Origin of the sequence: Shinella fusca, from assembly GCF_014203155.1 — a bacterium.
Classification (GTDB): domain Bacteria; phylum Pseudomonadota; class Alphaproteobacteria; order Rhizobiales; family Rhizobiaceae; genus Shinella; species Shinella fusca.
In genome coordinates this window covers 320,709-342,674 of the sequence record NZ_JACHIK010000003.1, presented here as the reverse complement: position 1 = coordinate 342,674, position 21,966 = coordinate 320,709, and the positions used below count along the sequence as shown (strand labels likewise).

Below are 21,966 nucleotides of genomic sequence, written 5' to 3'. Positions count from 1 at the left end.
AAGGCAAGCCACAGAAGAAGGCCCGCGGCGCGGATGCGCCGATGGAGGACCTGTGGCAGGAGGGCGCCGAGGGGCGGGGCCTTTCCGAGGAGAGCCTCGTCGTCGACCTTGCCGGCTTCGAAGGCCCGCTCGACCTTCTCCTCCATCTCGCCCGCACGCAGAAGGTGGACCTCACCCGCATCTCCGTGCTGGCGCTTGCCGAGCAATATCTCGCCTTCATCGACCGTGCGCGAAAGATCCGCATCGAGCTTGCCGCCGACTACCTCGTCATGGCGGCCTGGCTCGCCTACCTGAAATCGCGCCTGCTCATCCCGAAGCAGGCGAAGGACGACGGCCCGTCCGGCGAGGAGATGGCCGCGAGCCTCGCCTTCCGCCTCAAGCGGCTGGAGGCGATGCGCGATGCCGCGACGCGCCTCATCAACCGCAACCGCCTCGGCCGCGACGTCTTCGCCCGCGGCATGCCGGAACACATCGTCACCGAGCGCCGCTCGGCCTTCGAGGCCTCGCTGTACGATCTTCTCAGCGCCTACGCTTCCCTGCGCCAGCGCCACGCCATCACCCAGGTCACCATCGAGAAGCGCAATGTCTGGTCGCTCGCCGATGCGCGCGAACTCCTGCAATTGCTCGTCGGCACCGTGGAGGACGACTGGACGGCGCTCGACCATTTCATGCTGCGCTATCTCAGCGACCCGACGGAGCGCACCACGGCGATTGCCAGCGCCTTCGCGGCGACGCTCGAACTCGTCCGCGAAGGGCGGCTGGAGCTGCGGCAGGACGGCGTTTTCCAGCCGATCTACCTGCGCCGCGGCCCGAAGGCCGGCGAGGGCGGCGAGGAAGGGAGCGCTCCGCGTGACTGAAGAGGAGGAGCGGGCCGAGGTCCTGGCGGAGGAGGGCACCGTCGTCGATCCGCGCCGGCTGCACGAGGCGGGACGCATCGCCGAGGCGCTGGTCTTCGCCTCCGCCGGCCCGGTCTCAGAAGCCTATATCGCCGAGCGTCTGCCGCGCGGGGTGGACGTGCAGCACGTCATGCGCGCGCTCAAGGGGTTTTATGCCGGTCGCGGGGTCAACCTCGTGCAGGTGGATGATTCCTGGGCTTTCCGCACGGCGCCGGACATGTCCTTCGTCATCCGCACGGACGAGACCGAGGTGCGCAAATTGTCGCGTGCCGCGCTCGAGGTGCTGTCGATCATCGCCTATCACCAACCCGTGACCCGCGCCGAGATCGAGGATATCCGCGGCGTGCAGACCTCCAAGGGCACGCTCGACGTGCTGATGGAGGCGGGCTGGGTGCGGTTTCGCGGCCGCCGGCGTTCGCCGGGCCGGCCCGTCACGTTCGGCACCACGCGCGATTTTCTCGACCATTTCGGCCTGGAAGAGCTGCGCGACCTGCCCGGATTGGACGAATTGAAGGGCGCGGGCCTGCTTTCGGGCCGGATTCCGGCCAATTTCCAGGTGCCGCTGCCGCTCGGCGAGGACGAGCTTGCCGAGGACGAGGATCCCATCACGCAGATGGACCTGGAGGAGCTCGGCCTTCTTGCGCCGGGCGGCCATGACGAGGAATAGGGCCGGAGGCGGCCGCGACAATCATCCTTCTGATTGCGCTACGTCACGCTTTCGGCTAACCAGCGCGGCATACTAGTGTTTGAAAAAGACGGCTGAACGTCTTACATCGGGGTTAGTCCGAAAGGGAGTCAAGACAATGGGTTCTTTCAGCATCTGGCATTGGCTGATCGTTCTGGTGGTGGTGCTGCTGCTGTTCGGCCGCGGCAAGATTCCGGAACTGATGGGCGATGTCGCCAAGGGCATCAAGAATTTCAAGAAGGGCATGTCCGACGAGGACGCTGCCGCCGAGCAGGCCAAGACCGTCGACCACAAGGCCGACGAGGTCAAGTGACCGGCAGCACGGCGCCGCGCGTCATCCGTGACGCGCAAGGACGCGCCGTCGTCGGCGGCGCTTCACGGTCTATGAGGACGATACCCAATGCTTGATGTCGGCTGGACCGAAATACTCGTCATCGCCATCGTATTGATCATCGTGGTGGGTCCGAAGGACCTGCCGCAGATGCTGCGTACCTTCGGCCGCATGGTGTCCAAGATGCGCGGCATGGCGAGCGATTTCCGCCAGCAGTTCGACGAGGCGCTGCGCGAGGCCGATCTCGAAGACGTGCGCAAGACGCTCGGCGAGGCCCAGAAGCTCAATCCGCTGAACTCGATCCGCGACGCGGTCAATCCGCTGCGCCAGATGGGCAACGAGATCAAGGCCGACCTGGAGCGCAAGCCGGGCTCGACCACGACGACGCCCGCATCCGCGTCCCCGGAAAGCGTTTCTGCGGCGCCCGCCGCCGTTCCGTCCGAAGCGCAGGTGCCGGCCTCCACCGAGCCGGTCGCCGCCGCACCGCTGAAGAAGGGCCCGACCCGCAAGGCCGCGGCGAAGAAGCCCGCTGAAACGGCCGCCAAGGCCGGCAAGGCGACGAAGGCGGCGGCAACGAAGGCGGAGACGGGCAAGAAGGCCGCTGCCAAGCCGGCCGCCAGGAAGGCCGCCTCCACCAAGGCCGCGACGACGAAGACCAGGAAAGGCGACGCATGAGCGGCGATATCGAAGACAAGCCCCAGCCGCTCATCGAGCACCTGATCGAGCTGCGCCAGCGGCTCCTGTGGGCGGTGGGCGCGTTCTTCGTCGCCTTCCTCGTCTGCTTCTATTTCGCCAAGCAGCTCTTCAACCTGCTCGTCCTGCCGTTCAAGTGGGCCGTCGAGTGGGCGGGGCTTTCGCACCGCAATGTCGAGCTCATCTACACGGCGCCGCAGGAATTCTTCTTCACGCAGATCAAGGTCGCCATGTTCGGCGCGCTGGTCATCGCCTTTCCGGTCATCGCCCAGCAGATCTACAAGTTCGTCGCGCCCGGCCTTTACAAGAACGAGCGCGCGGCCTTCCTGCCGTTCCTCATCGCCTCGCCCATCCTGTTCCTGATCGGCGCGGCGCTCGTCTATTTCTTCTTCACGCCCATGGTCATGTGGTTCTTCCTGGCCATGGAGCAGGGCGGCGGCGAGGGGCAGGTCTCCATCCAGCTCCTGCCGAAGGTCTCCGAATATCTCAGCCTCATCATGTCGCTGATCTTCGCCTTCGGCCTCGTCTTCCAGCTTCCGGTCATCTCCTCGCTTCTCGTGCGGGCCGGCTTCATCGATGCCAAGGCGCTGGCCAAAAAACGCAAATACGCGATCGTCATCTCCTTCGTGGTGGCCGCCGTTCTGACGCCGCCCGATCCGGTTTCCCAGATCGGTCTTGCACTGCCGGCCATCCTTCTCTACGAGATTTCCATCTATACGGCCCGACTCATCGAACGGCAGCGGGCGAACCCCTCGGACGCGCAGGACGTGGAAAACGAGGTGGTTGCAACGCAGGGCGAGGCCGATTGAGGCCTTGCCGGCGGGTCGCTGCCGGGCGGGATGGGCTCCATCCACGGAACGCCTGGAACGACGATGCTTGATATCAAATGGATCCGCGAAAACGCCGACGCCCTTGACGCCGCACTGGCAAAACGCGGCGCAAGCCCCCTTGCAAGAACGCTGATCGACCTCGACGAGAAGCGTCGCGCCGTCATCCAGACGGCGCAGGACATGCAGTCGCGCCGCAACGCCGCCTCCAAGGAGATCGGCGCGGCGATGGCCGCCAGGAACGCCGAGCTTGCCGAGAAACTGAAGGCGGAAGTCTCCGCCATCAAGGACCAGCTCCCCGCCGCCGAGGAGGAGGAGCGCCAGGTCACGGCCGAGCTCAACGACGCCCTTTCGCGCATCCCGAACATCCCGCTCGACGACGTGCCGGTCGGCAGCGACGAGACGGGCAACGTGGTCAAGCACGCCTGGGGTACGAAGCCCGGCTGGAACCACAAGGCGCTGGAGCACTACGAGATCGGCGAAGCGCTCGGCTGGATGGATTTCGAGGCCGCCGCCAAGATCGCCGGCTCGCGCTTCACCGTGCTCAAGGGCCAGCTTGCCCGTCTTGAGCGCGCCATCGGCCAGTTCATGATCGATACGCACACGGAAAGCCACGGCTATACGGAAGTCCATGCGCCGCTTCTCGTGCGCGACGACGCCATGTTCGGCACCGGGCAATTGCCGAAATTCGCCGAAGACCTCTTCCGCACCACGGACGGCCGCTGGCTGATCCCGACGGCGGAAGTCTCGCTCACCAACCTCGTGCGCGAGGAAATCCTCGACCAGGAGAAGCTGCCGCTGCGCTTTACCGCGCTGACGCCGTGCTTCCGCTCGGAAGCGGGCTCGGCCGGTCGCGACACGCGCGGCATGCTGCGCCAGCACCAGTTCCTCAAATGCGAGCTCGTCTCGATCACCGATGCCGACAGCTCCATCGACGAGCTGGAGCGCATGACGGCCTGCGCGGAAGAGGTGCTGAAGCGCCTCGGCCTGCATTACCGCGTCATGACGCTGTGCACCGGCGACATGGGTTTTGGCGCGCGCAAGACTTATGATATCGAGGTCTGGCTGCCGGGGCAGGACACTTATCGCGAGATCTCCTCCTGCTCGGTCTGCGGCGATTTCCAGGGGCGCCGCATGAACGCGCGCTACCGCGGCAAGGACGACAAGGCGACGCGCTTCGTGCACACGCTGAACGGCTCGGGCACCGCCGTCGGCCGCGCGCTGATCGCCGTCATGGAGAACTACCTCAACGAGGACGGCTCGATCACCGTGCCGGACGCGCTGCTGCCCTATATGGGCGGCCTGAAGAAGATCGAGAAAGCGGCCTGAGGAGGACGACGGTATGCGCATCCTGCTCACCAATGACGACGGCATCCACGCCGAGGGCCTTGCGGCCCTCGAGCGCATCGCCCGCGAACTGACGGACGACGTCTGGGTCGTGGCGCCGGAAACGGACCAGAGCGGCCTTGCCCATTCGCTGACGCTTTCCGAGCCGCTGCGCCTCAGGAAGATCGACGACAAGCGCTATGCGCTGCGCGGCACGCCGACCGACTGCGTGATCATGGGCGTGCGCGAAGTGCTCGACGAAAAGCCCGATCTCGTCCTCTCCGGCGTCAATGCCGGTGCCAACATGGCCGACGACGTCACCTATTCGGGAACTATTGCCGGCGCCATCGAGGGCACGCTGCAGGGCATCAAGTCCATGGCGCTGAGCCAGGCCTACAACCATGCCGGCGGCCGCGTCGTGCCGTGGGAGGTGGCCGAGGCCTTCGCGCCGAAGCTCATCCGCCAGTTGATGGATGTCGAGCTGCCGGACTGGACCTTCTTCAACCTCAATTTCCCCAACTGCGCGCCTTCCGACCTCAAGGGCGTCGAGGTGACCGCGCAGGGCAAGCTCGATTTCGGCCTGACGGTCGACGAGCGCACCGACGGCCGCGGCTTCCCCTATTACTGGCTGCGCTTCGGCGAGCGGAAGGGCGACTTCCGCGCCGGCACGGATATCCATGCGCTGAAGAACCACAAGATCTCCGTGACGCCGCTGAAGCTCGACCTCACCGACTATACGGTGCTCGACCGCGTGCAGCGCGCCCTTGCCGGCGAGGGCAGCGATTGAGCACGGGTCGGGTGATCGAGAAGGAAGGCTTTGCCGCGCTGGCGTTGCGCCTTCGCGGCGAAGGCATCAACAATCTCGACCTCCTCACCGCCGTGGAGCAGACGCCGCGCACGCTCTTCGTGCCGCCGCAGTTCGCGGGCGACGCCTATTCCAGCCGCCTGCTGCCGCTCGATTGCGGCTCCTTCATCGAAGGCATCGACCTTGCCGTGCGGCTCCTCAACATGCTGAACCTCAAGACCGGCCAGCGCGTGCTGGAGGTCGGCACCGGCAGCGGCTTCACCGCCGCCGTGATGGGGCGCATGACGGAGCGCGTTTTGACCGTCGACCGCTACCGCACGCTCGTTTCCAACGCGCAGCAGTCGATCGAGAAGGCCGGCATCCGCAATGTTATCGTGCGGCAGGCCGATGGCAGCAACGGCATGCCGGGCGAGGGGACCTTCGACCGCATCCTCGTCACCGCCGCCTTTCCCGCCCTGCCGCGCTTCTTCGCCGAACAGCTCGTTTCCGGCGGTATGCTGATTGCTCCCGTCATGGTCGGCGAAACGGAATGCCGCATGCTGAAGCTCACGAAGACCGGCAGCCGCTTCGACCGCGAGGACCTGTTCGCGGTGCCTTACCTTCCCATCGTCCCGCAGGTCGCGCAGGCGCTCTGATCCTTCCTCTTCCGGTTGCTTTGCGCCGAAGCGGGCATCCGCGGGCTGAGTCTTTCTTGCGTTTTGTCCGGAAAATGCTGCGCCTCCAGGCGCCCCGCTGCACGCGGCGCGTGAATTAGCAATGCAAATACAGCGCGTTAACCATTTGTTAACCAGCGTAAGCTTCGCGCAAGTTTCGGGGCGTAGGCCGGTAGCGAAGCAGGAATTTCCACTGAGGACGCCGCATTTCCAATGGATGCGGCCGTTCCGACGGAGAAGGAAATGTACGTCTCGAACCGCATCCCCAGCAGTTCCACCAGCGACAGCCTCGCCTACCTGGCGACGAAGGCTGCGGGGAAGGCTGCCGAGGAGAGCACCGAAGCCGTTTCCGGCGCGCAGCTTGCCGGCGGCAGCTACGATCCGTCCGCCCATGTCGGCCTGTCGGTCGATGCGCTTCTGGTCCTCAGCGTCGCCAGGGAAGAGACGGCGAGCGGTCAGCCGGCGCTGACGGAAGCCGAGCGGAACAATCTTGACACGGACGACCTCGAAAAGCGCGAATACGCCGCCTACGGCCATTTCCTCGACGAGGGCGACCGGAAAGCCTATCTGCGCGCCTATGTCGAATATTACGACAGCATGCCGGCGCAGGACCAGCGCAGCGCCCGCTATGCCGGCACGCGCGAGCGTGCGGTCTCGGCCCTGCGCGCCATCGCCTACAACGAAAGCGCCCTCGACATGACGGCGCCCGACGCCTCGCTGGAGAATGCCGCCGACGGTGCGGCGGCCACGGTGCGGCGCGCAACGCCCATCTCGGCGATCTTCCGGCCGAGCCAGGGCGACTTCGAAAATGCCGCCCGCGTCAGCGGCCGCATCTCGCGCGCCGACAGCATGTACACGGCGAGCTTCTGAGCCGCGACACCCCGATTTTCGCCACGGTGCGGGCGCACCATGGTTATCAATTCATCAAAAAACCACGGCGAATGTCCGGTTTTAACCGGGCAGTAACTCTAACGCGCTTTAATCGGTCCTCATCAAGTAGCGTACCGATTGGGTAGAGTCTCATGCGTAAGAGTGTTTCGCCGAGTTTTGGTAGGACCGCGACCCGCCTTGTAGCGGCCGCCCTGCTGGCAAGCGTCGCGACGGGGTGCAGCTCGGATGTCTCCCGATTCGGCGGCCTCTTCTCCAGCTCCGATCAGGATAACATCACGACCAGTTCGGTTCCGCGCCGCACGCTCTTCGGGCGGGAGCCGGTTCCGCGCAGCACCGTCGGCAACGGCGGGCAATACGCCGCCACCGGCCAGATGATGGGCTCGCGCGAGCAGGCGATGAACCAGCCGTTCCCCGATCAGGGCTCGGTATCCTACGACCCGATCGACACCTCGACCACCGCCGGTTCCGGCACGCGCTTCGCAACGACGCCGATGAGCGTCCAGCGCGGCGAGCTTGCCGACCCGACCGCCGGCGCAAGCCGTTCGGCCGAGCGCACCGCCGCGCTCGAGCAGGAGCTTCCGCGCAAAGCGAAGACCGTTCCGGCCGATACCGATTCGCTCACCACCGCCACCGTCCGCAGCAAGGCGGGCTGGTCGACGCAGAACGCACCGGTCGTCATGCTGCGCCAGGGCGAGAGCGTGAAGACGCTCTCCAAGCGCTACGGCGTGCCGGAGAAGGAAATCCTCGCCGCCAACGGGCTAAAGCGCTCGTCCGATGCCGAGCCCGGCCAGAAGATCGTCATCCCCACCTTCAGCACCACCGCGAGCGCCGCCAAGGCCTCGACGGACCACACGCTGAAGGTCGACGGCAAGCTGCCGGCGCCCGAGCGCAAGGGCGAGCAGAACGTCGCCATCCTGCCCGGCACGTCGACCCGCGAGAAGGTGAAGGCCGAAGGCGGGCAGACGAGCTCCAACCTCGCCGATGCCGGCGAAGGCAAGGGCAAGGGCGGCTACCAGGTTCAGCCGGGCGATTCGCTCGCCAAGATCGCGCGCACAAACGGCGTTTCGGTAGAGGCGCTGAAGAAGGCGAACGGTCTCGATACGGCGTCCATCCGCATCGGCCAGACGCTGGTGATCCCGGCCGGCGCGGAAGCCGTGACCGACAAGACCGTGACCGCCTCGCTGCCGGTCGCCAAGAAGGTCGAGACGGCGGAGAAGAAGCCGGAAGCCTACAAGGCCCCGGTCAAGACCGTGTCCGTGACGGAAGCGGCCGCGAAATCCGACGTGACGGAGGACGCTCCCGAATCGACCGGCATCGGCAAGTATCGCTGGCCGGTGCGCGGCGCCGTCATCGCCGCCTATGGCGCCAATGTCGACGGCAACCGCAACGACGGCATCGATATCTCGGTTCCGGAAGGCACGCCCATCAAGGCGGCGGAGAACGGCGTGGTCATCTATGCCGGCAGCAGCCTGAAGGAACTCGGCAATGCCGTGCTCGTGCGCCACGACGACGGCACCGTCACGGTCTACGGCCATGCGGGCGAATTGAACGTGCAGCGCGGCCAGAAGATCCAGCGCGGCCAGACCGTCGCCGTCTCGGGCATGAGCGGCAACGCCACCCGCCCGAAACTCCACTTCGAGGTGCGCAAGAACGCCACCCCGGTCAACCCGATGACCTATCTCGAATAGGCCGGCTCGCCGCCCGCTGCAGAACAGACAAGGCCCGGCAATGCCGGGCCTTTCGTCATTTTCTCTCCCTCTCCCTCTCCCTCTCCCTCTCCCTCTCCCTCTGCCGTCATGCTCGGGCTTGACCCGAGCATCCACGCCCCATGGCACGCGTTGGGTTTGTGGCATGGATCCTCGGGTCAAGCCCGAGGATGACGACGGAGAAGGGGGTAGGGGTAGGAGAAGGGACGGGAAGGAGAAGAGGGCGGGAAATGGAAAGGAGAAGGGGAAGGAGAAGAGGGAGGGAAATGGAAAGGGGAAGGCAGGCTCGCCGATCCCCTACGATACGATCAAACCGGTATTCTCATTTCGCCAGTGGCTTGCCGAGCCGGCCGGCGAGGTCCTGCACGTATTGCCAGGCGACGCGGCCGGAGCGGGAGCCGCGGGTGGTCGACCATTCGAGAGCCTCGGCGTGAAGCTGCTCCTTCGGGAGATCGAGATCGAAATGGCCGGCATAGCCGTCGATCATCTCCAGGTACTCGGCCTGGCTGCACTTGTAGAAGCCGAGCCAGAGGCCGAAGCGGTCGGAAAGCGATACCTTCTCTTCCACGGCTTCCGACGGGTTGATGGCTGTCGACTGCTCGTTCTCGATCATGGTGCGCGGCAGGAGATGCCGGCGATTGGAGGTGGCATAGAGCAGCACGTTGTCCGGCCGGCCTTCCACGCCGCCGTCGAGCGCCGCCTTCAGCGATTTGTAGGAGGTGTCGTCATGGTCGAAGGAGAGGTCGTCGCAGAAGATGATGACCGGGAAGGGCGTTTCCTTCAGCACGTCGAGAAGCGCCGGCAGGGTCGCGATGTCCTCGCGGTGCACCTCGATCAGCTTTAGCCCGCTCTCCGTCTCCTTCGCGGCGAGCGCATGGACGGATTTGACCAGCGAGGACTTGCCCATGCCGCGCGCGCCCCACAGGAGCACGTTGTTGGCCGGCAGGCCGCGGGCGAAGCGCACCGTGTTGTCGACGAGGATGTCGCGCACATGGTCGACGCCGCGGATGAGGTCGATGTCGATGCGGTTCGGACGCTTGACCGGCTGGGCGTGAAGGCGGGCCGGCGCCCAGACGAAGACGTCCGAGGCGTTCCAGTCGTTGACGGCGGGCGCCGGGCCGGCGAGGCGCTCGAGCGCGGCGTTGATGCGGCCGATTTCGGCCAGCAACAGCTTGACGTGATCTTCCTGCAATGTCTCTCTCCTCATGCGTTACCCGCCGGTAGCATGCGTCGGCTGGTCGCGAAAAGAGGGAAAGTGCTTGGAAAACGAGAGCTTCGCGCCCTCGTCTGTTGCATTAGGACCCGGCTTGCCTATATTCCGGCAACCGAAATGGCCGCTCGGGCCGTGAAAATTCAAGATTTCAAGGAGTAGCTGATGTTCATTACCGAGGCTTTCGCCCAGACGGCGGCACCCGGCGGGGCAGCGGGCGGCACGGACATTCTCATGTCGATCCTGCCGTTCCTGCTGATCTTCGTGGTGATGTATTTCCTCATCATCCGCCCGCAGCGCGCCTCGATGAAGCGCCGCGAAGAGCTTCTGAAGAACATCCGCCGCGGCGACCAGGTCGTCGTGGGCGGCGGCATCGTCGGCAAGGTCACCAAGGTCGTCGACGACAACGAGCTTGAAGTCGAGATCGCCGAAGGCACCCGCGTGCGCGTCACGCGCGGCGGCGTCAGCGAAGTCCGCGTCAAGGGCGAACCCGTCAAGGAATAGCTTGGCTTGCCGCGCGGCCGGGTTAGAATTGCCCCGGCCGGCGGCCCGACTGGTTTTCAGCCGGCGCCGGCGCCGGATTAGTCGAGATCGCGATGCAGCAATCCGCCCGCTGGAAGACCTTTCTTCTCTGGCTTCTCCTTGTGGCGAGCCTTTTCGTCGTCCTGCCGAGCCTCCTGCCGGCGCGCACCGCCGCCGGCCTGCCGGGCTGGATGACGGCGCACCGCCTCATGCCGGGCCTCGATCTCACCGGCGGCTCCCGCCTCGTCCTCGAAGTCTCCCGCAGCGAAATGGCCGCCGACCGGCTGCGCGCAGCGGTGGAGACGATCGGCAGCAAGCTGCGCGCTGCCCGCATTCCCTATGGCGATCTCAACGGGGCCGGCAGCACGGTCGACGTGACCGTCACGGCCGGAGACCGCGCCGATGCCGCCCGCAAGGCAATCGAAGGCCTCGGCCTCGGCACGCTCGAAACGCCGGGGGCCGGCCAGTTCCATCTCGTCCTGCCGGACGCCGCCGTCGAGGGGGCTGCCGGCGCTGCCTCCCTGGAGGCGGTGGACGCGGTGCGCCGCCGGGTCGAAAGCCTCGGCATTCCCTCCGTCGCCGTCACGCGCGGCGAGCGCGGCCGCATCGTCGTTTCCATGCCGGGCGTCACCGATCCGCAGCGCGTCAAGGACATGCTGGCCGAGGTCGGCCGGCTTTCCGCCCGCCTCGTCGACGAGAGCATGCCGGTCGACAGGGCAATCGAGAACGGGGCGCCGGCGGGTTCCGAAGTGCTCTATTCGGTCGGCGAGCCGCCGGTCGGCTATCTCGTCCGGCAGGACGATCTCTTTACCGCAGCCGACGTCGCCTCCGCCGAGCCTGCGGCGAACGGCGAGCCCTTCGTCGAATTCCGCTTGCGCCCGGAAGCGGCCGCCAAGCTTGCCGCCTTCACGCAGGAAAACAGCGGCCGCACCATCGCGATCCTGCTCGACGGACAGGTCATCTCGACATCGCAGATCAAGGGCGCGATCACCGACGGCGTCGGCCGGCTTTCCGGCGATTTCGACGCCGAGGGCGCGGCCAACCTCGCGCGCGTCATCGCAAGCGGCCCCCTGCCGGCGCCGCTGACGATCCTGGAGGAGCGCTCGATAGAGCCCGTTCTCGGCGCCACCTCGGTTGGCGCCGCCGCCCTTGCGCCGGCGGTCGCCGTCGCTGCGGTCGTCGTCTTCATGACCTTCTTCTACGGCGTGCTCGGCCTTGCCGCCTCCGCCTCGCTCTTCTTCAACGTGCTGCTGACGCTCGCCGCGCTCGCGCTCTTCGGCGTGCCGATCTCGCTCTCCATGATCGCCGGTATCGTGCTGACGGTGGGCATCGCGGTCGACGCCAGCGTGCTGATCTTCGAGCGCATCCGCGAGGAGACGAAGAACGGCCAGCCGCTCGCCGAGGCCGTCGACACCGGCTTCGGCCGTGCCCGCGCGACGGTGCTCGACGCCTCCGCGACCATGCTGATCGCCGTCGCCGTGCTCTTCCTGCTGTCGGCTGCGCCGGTGCGCGCCTTCGCGCTTGCGGTCGGCATCGGCCTGCTTGCGACGCTCTTCACCACGTTCGGCGTGACGCAGCGCCTCGTGCGCCTCTGGCTCGGCCGCAGCGGCGCGACGCATCTGCCGAAGGGCGTCCGCACGGGGATGTTCGACAGGCTCAACCTGCGCTTCATGGCGGTGCGCAACGGCATCTTCCTGCTGACGGCGGTACTGTCGCTGGTCGTCGCCGGCCTGCTCGTCGCCGGCAAGCTGCGCGTCGGCATCGATTTCACCGGCGGCGCGGCGGCCGAGGTCCAGGCGAAATCCGGTGAGGCCGATCTCTTCGACATCGCCGCCCGCCTTGCCGGCGCCGGCATCGACGTCCAGCGGGTCGACTATTCCAGCGACCCGCGCCGCGCCGTCGTGCGGCTGACGGCGCAGGGCGAGGGCGAGAACGCCGAGCAGACCTCCGTGCTCGTCGCGCGCGGCGAGCTGGAGGACGACTACGACTTCCGCCGGGTGGACGTGGTGGGGCCGGCGATCTCGGGCGAACTGATCGACACGGCGACGCTCGGCTTCGTGGCGGGGCTCCTTGCCCTCGTCGCCTATATCTGGATCCGCTTCGAATGGCATTTCGCCATCGGCGCGATCATCTCGCTGGCGCACGACGTCTTCTTCACGCTCGGCTTCCTTGCGCTGGCGAAGATCGAGTTCAACATCAGCGCCGTGGCGGCGCTGCTGGCGGTCGCCGGCTATTCGCTGAACGACACGATGGTGGTCTACGACCGCATTCGCGAGAATCTCCGGCATTTCCGGATGATGCCGCTGCCGGTACTGATCGACGATGCGATCAACCGCACGCTCTCGCGCACCGTGCTCACCTCGGCGACCACCCTCATCGCGCTTGCCGCGCTCGCCGTCTTCGGCGGCGAGGCGATCCGCACCTTCGCGCTGACGCTGCTCTTCGGGGTGGCCATCGGCACCATCTCCTCTATCTACATTGCCGGGCCGGTCCTCATCCTGTTCCGCCTGCGCCCGGAGCGCTATCGCCCCGGCAAGGGCGGCAAGGGGCCGGCCACGGAGCTGGAATCCCATGGCTAAAGGCATCGAAATCCGCCAGGCGCATTTTCCGGGCCGCGCGCCGATCGACGCATACGGCAATGGCGGCTTCCGCTTTGCCGACATGTCGCACCGCGGCTCCATCCTGTGCCTGCCCTCCGGCATCTACGGCTGGGAGAAGCAGGAAGACGGTTCGCTGACCCTCGACGACCTCAGTCGCGTTCTGGATGAGGCGGGCGATATCGAGGTGCTGCTCGTCGGCACCGGCAAGGAGATCCGTCCCCTTCCGCCGGAGGTGAAGGCGGCGCTGAAGGAGCGGCGGATCATTTCCGACCCGATGAGCACGGGTGCGGCCGTGCGCACGTTCAATGTCATGCTGGCCGAAAACCGCGCGGTCGCCGCCGCGCTCATCGCCGTGTGACGCATCCGGCTGCAAGCCATTCCCGAAGACGGTTTTCCGACGTGACTGACAAGAAAGAAGCCAATTACGCGCATTGCCTTGCCGCACTCCGCGACACGGACCGCGACCGCTATCTCGCCTGCCTGCTGGCGCCGGAGGAAAAACGCGGCGCGCTCGCCGCGCTCTACGCCTTTTATGCCGAGATCGCCCGCGTGCGCGACGTGGTGCGCGAGGCGCTGCCCGGCGAGATCCGCCTGCAATGGTGGCGCGATCTCCTGGAGGGCAAGCCGGACGGCGACGCGGCGGCCAATCCGCTCGCCGCGGGGCTGCTTGCCTGCATCGCCGAGCATCGCCTGCCGGTCGCCGTGCTGACGGACATGATCGAGGCGCGCATCTTCGATCTCTACAACGATCCGATGGAAAGCCGCCCGGCGCTGGAAGGCTATGCCGGGGAGACGGCCTCGGCCCTCATCCAGCTTGCAAGCCTCGTGCTGGACCCGCAGAAGGCGCCGCAGTCGGCCGTGGCCGCCGGCCATGCCGGCGTGGCGCAGACGGTTGCCGGCAGCCTCCTGATGCTGCCGATCCACCGCCAGCGCGGGCAGGTCTATTTGCCGGGCGATCTTCTGGCCGCCACCGGCCTTTCGCCCGAAGCGCTCATCGACGGCAGCGACGGCCAGGCGGCCGCCCGCGCCGTCGAAGCCTTCGTCGGCCTCGGCCGCGAGCATCTGGCGAAGGCGCGGGCCGCGGGCGGCATCGCACCGGAGAATCGCGCGGCCTTCCTCACGGTGGCGCTCGTGCGGCCGATCCTCGACGCTGCGGAGCGGGCCGGGGCGGCCGCGCTCGACCGTCCGCTCCAGCCCGCACAGTGGCGGCGGCAATGGTGGATGTGGCGGGCGCTGCGCCGCGGGCCTTTCTGAAAGGGCAAGGGAACCGTCGGGCGCCTTCGCGCGTCCTCACGGACAGGACGCAAAACTGGCGCAAGCCTTGTCCGCTACAGCGGCAGGACGTTTCTGCTGGAGGAGTCGAGCCGATGCTCTGGACCATCACCATCGTCTGCCTGTTCCTGGCGGGTCTCATCTTCCGTCAGCGGTTCCGCCGCGACGACGAGCCGGAAAGGATGGGCGAGGACGCGGGCCTTGCCATCCTGGAATTCGGCCGGGCGTTTCCCGGCGAAGCGATCCGCGAGATCATCTCCACGGCGGACGGGCGCACGGTCTTCCTGCGCCTGCACGACGGCAAGGCCGGCTGCATGAATGCGCACGGCCATCACTATACCTGCCACCTGATCGAGCCGGGCGCGGTACGGGTCGGAAGCGCCGGCCCGCGGCGCCTTTCCGTCCAGTTCCCCGATGCCTCCTTCGAGGGGGGCACCTTCGAGTTCCGCGACGAGCGGCAGGCCGCCGAAGTCTCGCTCTGGCTGCTCGGCAGCTTCATGCCGACCGTGGCTGGCCTCGGCGGCAAGGCTCTCGGCCAGCCGACCTGAGGCTCAGAGCCCGAGCCAGCGGGCGCAATCTTCCAGTGCGCGGGCGGCGGTCGCCTGCTTCTTGGCGAGTGCCTTGTCCTTGCCGCGGAAGCGCTTCATGCCTTCCGGCTTCGTGATCGTGCCGGGCTCCAGCGGCGGGAAGAGGCCGAAATTGACGTTCATCGGCTGGAAGGAGCGCTTGCCCGGCTCGTCGTCGGAGACGATGTGCCCGCCGGTGATATGGCCGAGAAGCGCGCCGAAGGCCGTCGTCTCGGGCGGCAGGGACGGCGTCTCGCCGCGGCGCTCGGTGGCGGCGAACCGGCCGGCGAGAAGGCCGATGCTGGCGCTTTCCACATAGCCCTCGCAGCCGGTGATCTGCCCGGCGAACCTGAGGCCCGGCCGGCCCTTCAGCGCCAGCGATCCGTCGAGCAGCGTCGGCGAGTTGATGTAGGTGTTGCGGTGGAGGCCGCCGAGGCGGGCGAATTCCGCGTTCTCGAGGCCCGGAATGAGCCGGAAGATCTCCGCCTGCGCGCCGTATTTCAGCTTCGTCTGGAAACCGACCATGTTGTAGAGCGTGCCGAGCGCATTGTCCTGGCGCAGCTGCACGACGGCATAGGGCTTCACGGACGGATTGTGCGCATTGGTGAGGCCCATCGGCTTCATGGGGCCGTGGCGCAGTGTCTCGCGGCCGCGCTCGGCCATCACCTCGATGGGCAGGCAGCCGTCGAAATAGGGCGTGCCTTCCCATTCCTTGAAGCCGGTCGTGTCGCCGGCGACCAGCGCGTCGATGAAGGCGTTGTACTGCGCTTCGTCCATCGGGCAGTTGATATAGTCCTTGCCCGTGCCGCCGGGGCCGACCTTGTCGTAGCGCGACTGGAACCAGCAGATATCCATGTCGATGCTCGCCGTGTGCACGATGGGCGCGATGGCGTCGAAGAAGGCGAGCGAATCGGCGCCGGTGCGCGCCTGGATCGCCTCGGCGAGCGAAGGGGCGGTGAGCGGGCCGGTGGCGATGATCGCCTGGTCCCAGTCCTCCGGCGGCAGGCCGGTCACTTCCTCGCGGGTAATGGTGATCAGCGGATGGCCCTCGAGCGCGGCCGTGACGGCGGCGGAAAACCCCTCGCGGTCGACGGCAAGCGCGCCGCCGGCCGGCACCTGGTTGGCATCGGCCGACCGCATGATCAGCGAGCCGGCAAGCCGCATTTCGGCATGCAGAACGCCGACGGCGTTGCTGGTCGCATCGTCCGAGCGGAAGGAATTGGAGCAGACGAGCTCGGCAAGGCCGTCCGTCTTGTGCGCATCCGTGCCGCGCACGCCGCGCATTTCGTGCAGGATGACGGGGATGCCGCTTTCGGCGATCTGCCAGGCGGCTTCCGAGCCGGCAAGGCCGCCGCCGATGACATGGATGGGGGGAAGGGAAGAGGTCTTGGTCATGGGCGGTTCGTTACCATGGGCAACGGCGCAATTCCAAGGAAAAGCAATGGAAAGGGGGCCTCATGCCCCCGGAATCAAAAACGGCACCGTGTGGTGCCGTTTGATCGTTCCTCGCGCAGGCCGTTTCCGGCCGCAGCGGCGGAAACCGGCTATGTCTTAGCGGAAGGAACGGGAAGCGATGTCTCGGATGTCGTAGCGGGTCAGGCCGATGTCCGAGAGCGTGTGGTTCGACAGGTTGCCGAGTTCGTTCAGGGTGCGGCGGTAGGAAATCCAGTTCTTTGCGATGCGGATCGGGTTCATGATTCTGCTCCTCGAAGGTGTTGGCCGGAGGGTCTGTCCCACCGGCTCGTGACGCCTATATACGCGCAGCCTCTGTCAATGTGCAGTGCAAAGAAAATGCACCTGCTATGCATTTGTGCAATAAGCCGCGCAGGAAAGCGGCAGGTGCCGTTCGGAAAGGCGATATCGGAGAAAATGCCTTTATTTCAGCCAGATACCTGAAAGTCAGCCTGAAGGATGAGGTGTCGCAAATGCTCGCCTGCGACATTGTGCGGCGCAAAAAGACCGCAAACGAAAACGCCCTCCGGTTTGCACCGGAGGGCGTTTGAAAAGAATCCCGGGGGACCGTTCGGCTTACTGTGCAGCCTTGCGGGCGATGAACGGGATGTCGCTGCGGCCGATGCCGAGGTCGCGCAGCTCACGGTCGGTCATGCGGCCGAGTTCGCTGACGGTCTGACGGTACTTGCGCCAGTTGTTGAAAGAGCGTGCCAGGTTCATGTCTATACCCCTTTCTTGGGCTTCGTTCCGGGCGGCCGCTCGTCCTTGGCGCCGCCCCAATCTGATGAGCCGAATATAGGTTTGCGCCGCGAAAAAGAACAGCGCTGGAATGGCACGGCACCTATGCGATTTACGCATGTCAAGTAAAAATTTCGGCGAAATTCTGGCGAAAAACCGTGCGCGCGGCCACAAAGGTAAACGCGCTATGCACGAAGGCTTTAGGTGCGGCGCAAAAACAAAGCCCGCCGGGGGAGGAGGTCCGGCGGGCTTTGCTGATGTCGATCGGCAGCCTGGGAGGAGGAGGGGCCGCCAATCCTGTCGGGGACGTTGGGAGGAGGAGATCGTCGCCCGACCGATGGCTTTCATATAGGCCGGCCCCGCCCGCGCTTGAAGCGCCCACTCGGAATGGCACCCATGCGCGATGCGCATGGAGTGAAAGACGCGCTCCGGGGAATGCGCAAATCCTGAGCTGGGGACGGTGATTTTAAGGATGAAACCGCCGATTGCGGCGCATCGCCATGCGCCCGGCGCAAACAATAACGCCCGCCGGGGGAGGAGGTCCGGCGGGCGTCATTAAGGATGATTGGCAACTGGGAGGAGGAGGGTTGCCAATCGGATCGGAGAAGCGCTGGGAGGAGGAGTGCGCCGCTCCGAATTTCTGTCGAGCCCCGTTTCCGGGGCATCGGGTCTTTCGGCATCATGCCGGGCGTTCGACCAGTCCGCCCTCCCGTTCCTCTGTCGCCTTACGTTACGCGGCGCCTCGATTTCCGGGGCCGGATCATTTCCGATCCGATGAAAGCACTATAGCTGCGGTCGTCGATTTTGTGCACTGCAATATGGGCATGGATGATATGCGCCCGCTGCATGTCCGAAACCGGATGACCCTGTTCCTGAAATCTATCAGGCATTTCTTTATCCTTCGTTAATCCTGCCCGTGGCAGCCGCCGCCGTTTTCCGGGATCGATTGCGAATTTCCGGCGAGCCTATATCGTTCCCGCAGGAGAGGCAGCCGGAAGGAGCGCAAACGCATGTACAGAGGCAGGCTGGAACGCGACCTCAAACGCTGGACGGCCGCTGGCCTGATCGACGCGCCGACGGCCGGCCGTCTGCTCCAGGAATACGATTCCCGCGAAAGCGCCTTCAGCCTCGGACGCGCGCTGATGATGATCGCCGCGCTGCTGCTGTCCGCCGCGCTCCTCCTGCTCATCGCCGCGAACTGGGAGGCCATTCCGCGGCTTGCCCGGCTCGTCGGCATCGTCGGGCTGATCTGGGGCGCCTATCTTGCCGGCGGCGCCCTCATCCTGCGCGGGGCGGAGCGGCTGGCGGCGGCCGTCCTCGTGGTCGGCACGCTCGCCTTCGGCGGCGCCATCGCGCTCGTCGGGCAGATGTACCATCTCTCCGGCGATACCTTCCAGGCGATGCTCGTCTGGTTCGCCGGCGCGGTCGTTGCCGCCGCGCTCTTCCGCTCGGGTGCGGTGACGGCCATCGCGGGCTTCCTTGCCTTCGCCGTCTCGGGCGTGGACTGGATGCAGTCCTTCGACGCCGACACCACGATCCTCTTCTGGCTGATGCCGCTGATGGCGGTCATCGTCATCCTGCTCGTGCGCTATACCGGCGCGGATCGCGTCCGGCATCTGGCCTACCTGCTGCTCGTCGCCTGGCTCGCCTTCCTCTACGGCGAGCACGAGACGCGGGAAATGGCGATGGCCCTCACGGCGCTCGGCGGCATCGTCTATCTTGCCGTCGCCGTGCCGCAATCCCCGCTTTCCGCAATCGCCCGCAGCGCCGGCGAGGCGCCCGCCTTCTATTCCTATCTCGTCCTGCTGCTCGGGCTTCTCGCCCTGCACGATGAATTCGGCGGCATGGCGGACCGGCTGTTCCTCGGCGTCGTCACGCTCGTCTCGGCCATTGCCGGCATCGCGCTTTCGGGCAGGGACAACGGCGCGGTGCGCTATCTCGGCTATGCCACCTTCGCCGTCGAGACGCTCTATCTCGCCTCCGAGACGATCGGCTCGATCATCGGCACCTCCGGCTTCTTCCTCGTGGCGGGGCTCGTCGTCGCGATGATCGCCTGGGCGGTGATCGCGCTGGAGCGTCGCTTTTCCCGAAACGCGACCGGCGCGGAGGCCTGAGCCATGACGACGTTCCGTTCCTTCCGCCTTCCGCCGCTCGTTGCCGCCATCCTCGTCGCCGCGCTGCAGACCGGCGTCATCGGCTACATGGTGGAAAGCCGCGCCTCGATCCTGCGCAGCGGCGCCGCCATCCGGCTGAAGACGCTGCCGGTCGACCCGCGTGACCTGCTGCGCGGCGACTACGTGACCCTGTCCTATCCGGTCTCGACGATCCCGAAGGCGATCGTCACGGGAGAGCCGCCCGCCGCCGGCACGCGCCCGCGCCTTGCCGTGCGCCTCAGGCCCGACGCGGCGGGGCTCTGGACGGCCACGCAGGCAAGCTTCGGCGATCTGCCGGCCGAGGAGGGCAGCGTCGTCGTGCATTCGCTGCCCTTCGATTATTACGCCGGGCCCGACGGCGGCGTGCCCGATACGCTTTTCGTCGAATACGGCATCGAGCGCTACTATGTGCCGGAGGGCGAGGGCAGGGCGCTGGAGAGCGCACGCAATGCCGAAGAGCTCGAGGTCGAGGCGCGCGTCGGGCGAAACGGCACCGCGCAGATCGCCCGGCTGATCCTCGACGGCAAACCCGTCTACGACGAGCCGCTCTATTGACCGGAAAGGGCCGGGAAAACGGCGGTTTTGCCGCATTTTTCCTTTGATCCGCCGAAAACGGATGATATAGAGACGCCGCGCTCGGAAGGCGCCATGGGAGCGGCCTTGTCGCCCGTGGCAAAGCGGTTTCTGAGACGCGGGTATGGTGAAATTGGTAGACACGCCAGATTTAGGTTCTGGTGCCGCAAGGCGTGGGAGTTCAAGTCTCTCTACCCGCACCAGAGCCACCGAACGCGGAAATGGAGGTTTCCGCGGGGTGTGGTATATCGCATAGCGCCATTTTGCTTGCCAAAAGGCCACCGAATTCAGTAAAGCCACTGCCGGCAAATGGACCGGCGGGGTGCTCGCCATAACCGGCAGGCCGGTTTGAGCACCGCCAACTCGAAATGAAGGTTTGAACATGCAGGTTATCGAAACGCTCGCTGAAGGGCTGAAGCGCGAAATCAAGGTCGTCATCCCGGCCAAGGACATGGAAGCTCAGATGAACGAGCGTCTTGAGGACGTGAAGGGCCGTGTCCGCATCAACGGCTTCCGTCCCGGCAAGGTGCCCTTCGCGCATCTGAAGAAGATGTACGGCAAGTCCGTCATGGCCGAGCTCGTCAACGAGATCGTCCGCGACCGTCCGTCCGCGATTCTCTCCGAGCGCGGCGAGAAGTCCGCAACGCAGCCGGAAATCGCGATGACCGAGGACCAGGCCGAGGCGGAGAAGATCCTTGCCGGTGAAGCCGACTTCGAGTTCACGCTCTCCTACGAAGTGATCCCCGCCATCGACCTCAAGGACAATTCCGGCATCGCCGTCACGCGCGAAGTCGTCGAGATCGATCCGAAGGAAGTTGACGAGCAGATCCTCAAGATCGCCGAGAGCGCCCGTTCCTACGAGACGAAGAAGGGCAAGGCCGCCGACGGCGACCGCGTCACCATCGACTATCTCGGCAAGGTCGACGGCGTCGCCTTCGACGGCGGCAAGGACGAGGACGCGGAACTCGTTCTCGGTTCCAACCGCTTCATCCCGGGCTTCGAGGAACAGCTCGTCGGCCTGAAGGCCGGCGACGAGAAGGTCATCACCGTCACCTTCCCGGCCGATTACCCGGCCGAGAACCTTGCCGGCAAGGAAGCCACCTTCGACATCAACGTCAAGGAAGTCGCCGCTCCCGCCGCCGTCGAGATCAACGACGACCTCGCTTCCAAGCTCGGCCTCGAATCGGCCGACAAGCTGCGCGAGATCGTCCGCGGCCAGATCGAAAGCCAGTACGGCTCGGTCACCCGCCAGAAGGTCAAGCGCCAGATCCTCGACCAGCTCGACGAGATGTACAAGTTCGACACGCCGGAACGCCTGGTCGATGCCGAATTCGAAAACATCTGGCGCCAGATCAACACGGACCTCGCCCAGTCCGGTAAGACCTTCGCCGACGAGGATACGACGGAAGAAGCCGCTCGCGAGGAATACCGCAAGCTCGCCGAACGCCGCGTCCGCCTCGGCCTCGTCCTCTCGGAAATCGGCGAGAAGGCCGGCGTCCAGGTGACCGACGAGGAAATGCAGCAGTCGCTCTACCAGCAGCTCCGCCAGTTCCCGGGCCAGGAAAAGCAGATCCTCGAATACTTCCAGAAGACCCCGGGCGCCGCCGCTTCGCTGCGCGCGCCGATCTTCGAGGAGAAGGTCGTCGATCACCTGCTCGGCGAGATCAAGGTGACGGACAAGACCGTTTCCAAGGAAGAGCTGATGGCGGACGACGAAGAGGGTTCCGAAAAGGAAACCAAGAAGGCCGCCCCGAAGAAGAAGTCTGCCGCCAAGGCCGAAGCCGCCGAAGGCGAGGAAGCCGCTCCGAAGAAGAAGGCCCCGGCCAAGAAGAAGGCCGCCGAAGGCGACGCCGAGTAAATTGTGCAATTGATTGCAAAACGGAAAGGCCACCCCTCGGGCGGCCTTTTTGTTTGGTGCATCGTTGCAGAGGTTGTGGCGTGGATCCTCGGGTCAGGCCCGAGGATGACGCCGGGAGAGAGGTGACGGGAGAGAGGTGTTACGATAAAAGCGGGCTTTCCGCATGCCGCGCCTTCAAGGAGTGGGAGGCTTCTCCTCCTCTCCGTCAT

The 21,966-nt window shown here is 65.9% G+C and carries 22 protein-coding genes and 1 tRNA gene; 19 read left to right on the top strand and 4 right to left on the bottom strand.

Annotation, left to right across the window (positions count from 1 at the left end; genetic code table 11):
* Positions 1-41: 41 nt before the first annotated feature.
* The 10 genes from HNQ66_RS06190 (at position 42) to HNQ66_RS06145 (ending at position 8,795) form a co-directional block, all read left to right on the top strand.
* Positions 42-857, top strand: a complete 816-nt coding sequence (locus tag HNQ66_RS06190; RefSeq protein ID WP_184142249.1) for a segregation and condensation protein A — start codon at positions 42-44, stop codon at positions 855-857.
* Positions 850-1,563, top strand: a complete 714-nt coding sequence (gene scpB, locus HNQ66_RS06185) for an SMC-Scp complex subunit ScpB (RefSeq protein WP_184141919.1) — start codon at positions 850-852, stop codon at positions 1,561-1,563. The genes HNQ66_RS06190 and scpB overlap by 8 nt, the downstream gene beginning before the upstream one ends.
* Before the next feature lie 136 nt (positions 1,564-1,699).
* Entirely contained in the window at positions 1,700-1,894 is a 195-nt protein-coding gene (locus tag HNQ66_RS06180) for a twin-arginine translocase TatA/TatE family subunit (RefSeq protein ID WP_184141917.1), read from the top strand.
* Between the two features lie 87 nt (positions 1,895-1,981).
* Complete coding sequence (tatB, locus tag HNQ66_RS06175; RefSeq protein ID WP_184141915.1) at positions 1,982-2,587, top strand: Sec-independent protein translocase protein TatB; 606 nt, start codon at positions 1,982-1,984, stop codon at positions 2,585-2,587.
* Complete coding sequence (tatC, locus tag HNQ66_RS06170) at positions 2,584-3,414, top strand: twin-arginine translocase subunit TatC (protein ID WP_184141913.1); 831 nt, start codon at positions 2,584-2,586, stop codon at positions 3,412-3,414. Before tatB ends, tatC begins: the two co-directional genes overlap by 4 nt.
* 63 nt (positions 3,415-3,477) lie before the next feature.
* Positions 3,478-4,761, top strand: a complete 1,284-nt coding sequence (serS, locus tag HNQ66_RS06165; RefSeq protein WP_184141911.1) for a serine--tRNA ligase — start codon at positions 3,478-3,480, stop codon at positions 4,759-4,761.
* A 13-nt stretch (positions 4,762-4,774) separates the two neighbouring features.
* Entirely contained in the window at positions 4,775-5,545 is a 771-nt protein-coding gene (gene surE, locus HNQ66_RS06160) for a 5'/3'-nucleotidase SurE (protein ID WP_184141909.1), read from the top strand.
* Complete coding sequence (locus tag HNQ66_RS06155) at positions 5,542-6,198, top strand: protein-L-isoaspartate(D-aspartate) O-methyltransferase (protein WP_184141907.1); 657 nt, start codon at positions 5,542-5,544, stop codon at positions 6,196-6,198. Before surE ends, HNQ66_RS06155 begins: the two co-directional genes overlap by 4 nt.
* Before the next feature lie 261 nt (positions 6,199-6,459).
* A complete protein-coding gene (locus tag HNQ66_RS06150; protein ID WP_184141905.1) occupies positions 6,460-7,086 on the top strand; it encodes a biotin biosynthesis protein BioC in 627 nt (208 codons plus the stop codon).
* Positions 7,087-7,238: 152 nt separating this feature from the next.
* Positions 7,239-8,795 (top strand): peptidoglycan DD-metalloendopeptidase family protein, encoded by a 1,557-nt coding sequence (locus HNQ66_RS06145; protein WP_184141904.1) that lies wholly within the window; start codon positions 7,239-7,241, stop codon positions 8,793-8,795.
* Between the two features lie 340 nt (positions 8,796-9,135).
* Here HNQ66_RS06145 and HNQ66_RS06140 read toward each other — a convergent pair whose 3' ends face one another.
* Positions 9,136-10,020 carry an ATP-binding protein gene (locus HNQ66_RS06140; RefSeq protein ID WP_380778809.1) on the bottom strand — a complete coding sequence of 295 codons (885 nt, stop codon included), beginning with the start codon at positions 10,018-10,020 and terminating at the stop codon, positions 9,136-9,138.
* Positions 10,021-10,188: 168 nt separating this feature from the next.
* Between HNQ66_RS06140 and yajC the strand changes: the two genes are divergently transcribed.
* The 5 genes from yajC to HNQ66_RS06115 all read left to right on the top strand — a co-directional run bounded on the left by yajC (position 10,189) and on the right by HNQ66_RS06115 (position 14,965).
* The gene (yajC, locus tag HNQ66_RS06135; RefSeq protein WP_184141900.1) at positions 10,189-10,527 is read left to right on the top strand and encodes a preprotein translocase subunit YajC; all 339 of its coding nucleotides are present in this window, start codon (positions 10,189-10,191) and stop codon (positions 10,525-10,527) included.
* Between the two features lie 92 nt (positions 10,528-10,619).
* Complete coding sequence (gene secD, locus HNQ66_RS06130; protein WP_184141898.1) at positions 10,620-13,124, top strand: protein translocase subunit SecD; 2,505 nt, start codon at positions 10,620-10,622, stop codon at positions 13,122-13,124.
* The gene (locus tag HNQ66_RS06125) at positions 13,117-13,503 is read left to right on the top strand and encodes an Mth938-like domain-containing protein (protein ID WP_184141896.1); all 387 of its coding nucleotides are present in this window, start codon (positions 13,117-13,119) and stop codon (positions 13,501-13,503) included. The genes secD and HNQ66_RS06125 overlap by 8 nt, the downstream gene beginning before the upstream one ends.
* Positions 13,504-13,544: 41 nt before the next feature.
* The gene (locus HNQ66_RS06120) at positions 13,545-14,399 is read left to right on the top strand and encodes a squalene/phytoene synthase family protein (protein WP_184141895.1); all 855 of its coding nucleotides are present in this window, start codon (positions 13,545-13,547) and stop codon (positions 14,397-14,399) included.
* A 113-nt stretch (positions 14,400-14,512) separates the two neighbouring features.
* Positions 14,513-14,965, top strand: a complete 453-nt coding sequence (locus HNQ66_RS06115; protein WP_184141893.1) for a hypothetical protein — start codon at positions 14,513-14,515, stop codon at positions 14,963-14,965.
* A gap of 3 nt (positions 14,966-14,968) precedes the next feature.
* On the opposite strand, the gene trmFO is transcribed toward HNQ66_RS06115, so the two are convergent.
* From trmFO to HNQ66_RS06100, 3 genes are all read right to left on the bottom strand, one after another.
* The gene (gene trmFO / locus HNQ66_RS06110) at positions 14,969-16,378 is read right to left on the bottom strand and encodes a methylenetetrahydrofolate--tRNA-(uracil(54)-C(5))-methyltransferase (FADH(2)-oxidizing) TrmFO (protein WP_184141891.1); all 1,410 of its coding nucleotides are present in this window, start codon (positions 16,376-16,378) and stop codon (positions 14,969-14,971) included.
* A gap of 156 nt (positions 16,379-16,534) precedes the next feature.
* Positions 16,535-16,678 carry a DUF1127 domain-containing protein gene (locus HNQ66_RS06105; protein ID WP_119258352.1) on the bottom strand — a complete coding sequence of 48 codons (144 nt, stop codon included), beginning with the start codon at positions 16,676-16,678 and terminating at the stop codon, positions 16,535-16,537.
* A 333-nt stretch (positions 16,679-17,011) separates the two neighbouring features.
* Positions 17,012-17,155 carry a DUF1127 domain-containing protein gene (locus HNQ66_RS06100; RefSeq protein WP_184141889.1) on the bottom strand — a complete coding sequence of 48 codons (144 nt, stop codon included), beginning with the start codon at positions 17,153-17,155 and terminating at the stop codon, positions 17,012-17,014.
* A gap of 1,028 nt (positions 17,156-18,183) precedes the next feature.
* On the opposite strand from HNQ66_RS06100, the gene HNQ66_RS06095 reads away from it, so the two are divergent.
* The 4 genes from HNQ66_RS06095 to tig all read left to right on the top strand — a co-directional run bounded on the left by HNQ66_RS06095 (position 18,184) and on the right by tig (position 21,757).
* Positions 18,184-19,287 carry a DUF2157 domain-containing protein gene (locus HNQ66_RS06095; RefSeq protein WP_184141887.1) on the top strand — a complete coding sequence of 368 codons (1,104 nt, stop codon included), beginning with the start codon at positions 18,184-18,186 and terminating at the stop codon, positions 19,285-19,287.
* A gap of 3 nt (positions 19,288-19,290) precedes the next feature.
* Positions 19,291-19,881 (top strand): GDYXXLXY domain-containing protein, encoded by a 591-nt coding sequence (locus HNQ66_RS06090; protein WP_184141885.1) that lies wholly within the window; start codon positions 19,291-19,293, stop codon positions 19,879-19,881.
* 136 nt (positions 19,882-20,017) lie between these two features.
* A tRNA-Leu gene (locus HNQ66_RS06085) sits at positions 20,018-20,102 on the top strand.
* Positions 20,103-20,281: 179 nt separating this feature from the next.
* Entirely contained in the window at positions 20,282-21,757 is a 1,476-nt protein-coding gene (gene tig / locus HNQ66_RS06080) for a trigger factor (protein WP_184141883.1), read from the top strand.
* Positions 21,758-21,966 lie beyond the last annotated feature (209 nt).

Excerpts from the sequence above, each read along its gene's own strand:
- HNQ66_RS06105 (WP_119258352.1), bottom strand. The coding sequence starts at position 16,678 with ATGAACCCGATCCGCATCGCAAAGAACTGGATTTCCTACCGCCGCACC.
- HNQ66_RS06125 (WP_184141896.1), top strand. The coding sequence starts at position 13,117 with ATGGCTAAAGGCATCGAAATCCGCCAGGCGCATTTTCCGGGCCGCGCG.
- HNQ66_RS06190 (WP_184142249.1), top strand. The coding sequence starts at position 42 with ATGGAGGACCTGTGGCAGGAGGGCGCCGAGGGGCGGGGCCTTTCCGAG.
- HNQ66_RS06150 (WP_184141905.1), top strand. The coding sequence starts at position 6,460 with ATGTACGTCTCGAACCGCATCCCCAGCAGTTCCACCAGCGACAGCCTC.
- HNQ66_RS06100 (WP_184141889.1), bottom strand. The coding sequence starts at position 17,155 with ATGAACCTGGCACGCTCTTTCAACAACTGGCGCAAGTACCGTCAGACC.
- HNQ66_RS06180 (WP_184141917.1), top strand. The coding sequence starts at position 1,700 with ATGGGTTCTTTCAGCATCTGGCATTGGCTGATCGTTCTGGTGGTGGTG.
- HNQ66_RS06095 (WP_184141887.1), top strand. The coding sequence starts at position 18,184 with ATGTACAGAGGCAGGCTGGAACGCGACCTCAAACGCTGGACGGCCGCT.
- tatB (WP_184141915.1), top strand. The coding sequence starts at position 1,982 with ATGCTTGATGTCGGCTGGACCGAAATACTCGTCATCGCCATCGTATTG.
- trmFO (WP_184141891.1), bottom strand. The coding sequence starts at position 16,378 with ATGACCAAGACCTCTTCCCTTCCCCCCATCCATGTCATCGGCGGCGGC.
- serS (WP_184141911.1), top strand. The coding sequence starts at position 3,478 with ATGCTTGATATCAAATGGATCCGCGAAAACGCCGACGCCCTTGACGCC.
- secD (WP_184141898.1), top strand. The coding sequence starts at position 10,620 with ATGCAGCAATCCGCCCGCTGGAAGACCTTTCTTCTCTGGCTTCTCCTT.
- tatC (WP_184141913.1), top strand. The coding sequence starts at position 2,584 with ATGAGCGGCGATATCGAAGACAAGCCCCAGCCGCTCATCGAGCACCTG.
- HNQ66_RS06115 (WP_184141893.1), top strand. The coding sequence starts at position 14,513 with ATGCTCTGGACCATCACCATCGTCTGCCTGTTCCTGGCGGGTCTCATC.
- yajC (WP_184141900.1), top strand. The coding sequence starts at position 10,189 with ATGTTCATTACCGAGGCTTTCGCCCAGACGGCGGCACCCGGCGGGGCA.
- tig (WP_184141883.1), top strand. The coding sequence starts at position 20,282 with ATGCAGGTTATCGAAACGCTCGCTGAAGGGCTGAAGCGCGAAATCAAG.
- surE (WP_184141909.1), top strand. The coding sequence starts at position 4,775 with ATGCGCATCCTGCTCACCAATGACGACGGCATCCACGCCGAGGGCCTT.
- HNQ66_RS06140 (WP_380778809.1), bottom strand. The coding sequence starts at position 10,020 with ATGAGGAGAGAGACATTGCAGGAAGATCACGTCAAGCTGTTGCTGGCC.
- HNQ66_RS06090 (WP_184141885.1), top strand. The coding sequence starts at position 19,291 with ATGACGACGTTCCGTTCCTTCCGCCTTCCGCCGCTCGTTGCCGCCATC.
- HNQ66_RS06145 (WP_184141904.1), top strand. The coding sequence starts at position 7,239 with ATGCGTAAGAGTGTTTCGCCGAGTTTTGGTAGGACCGCGACCCGCCTT.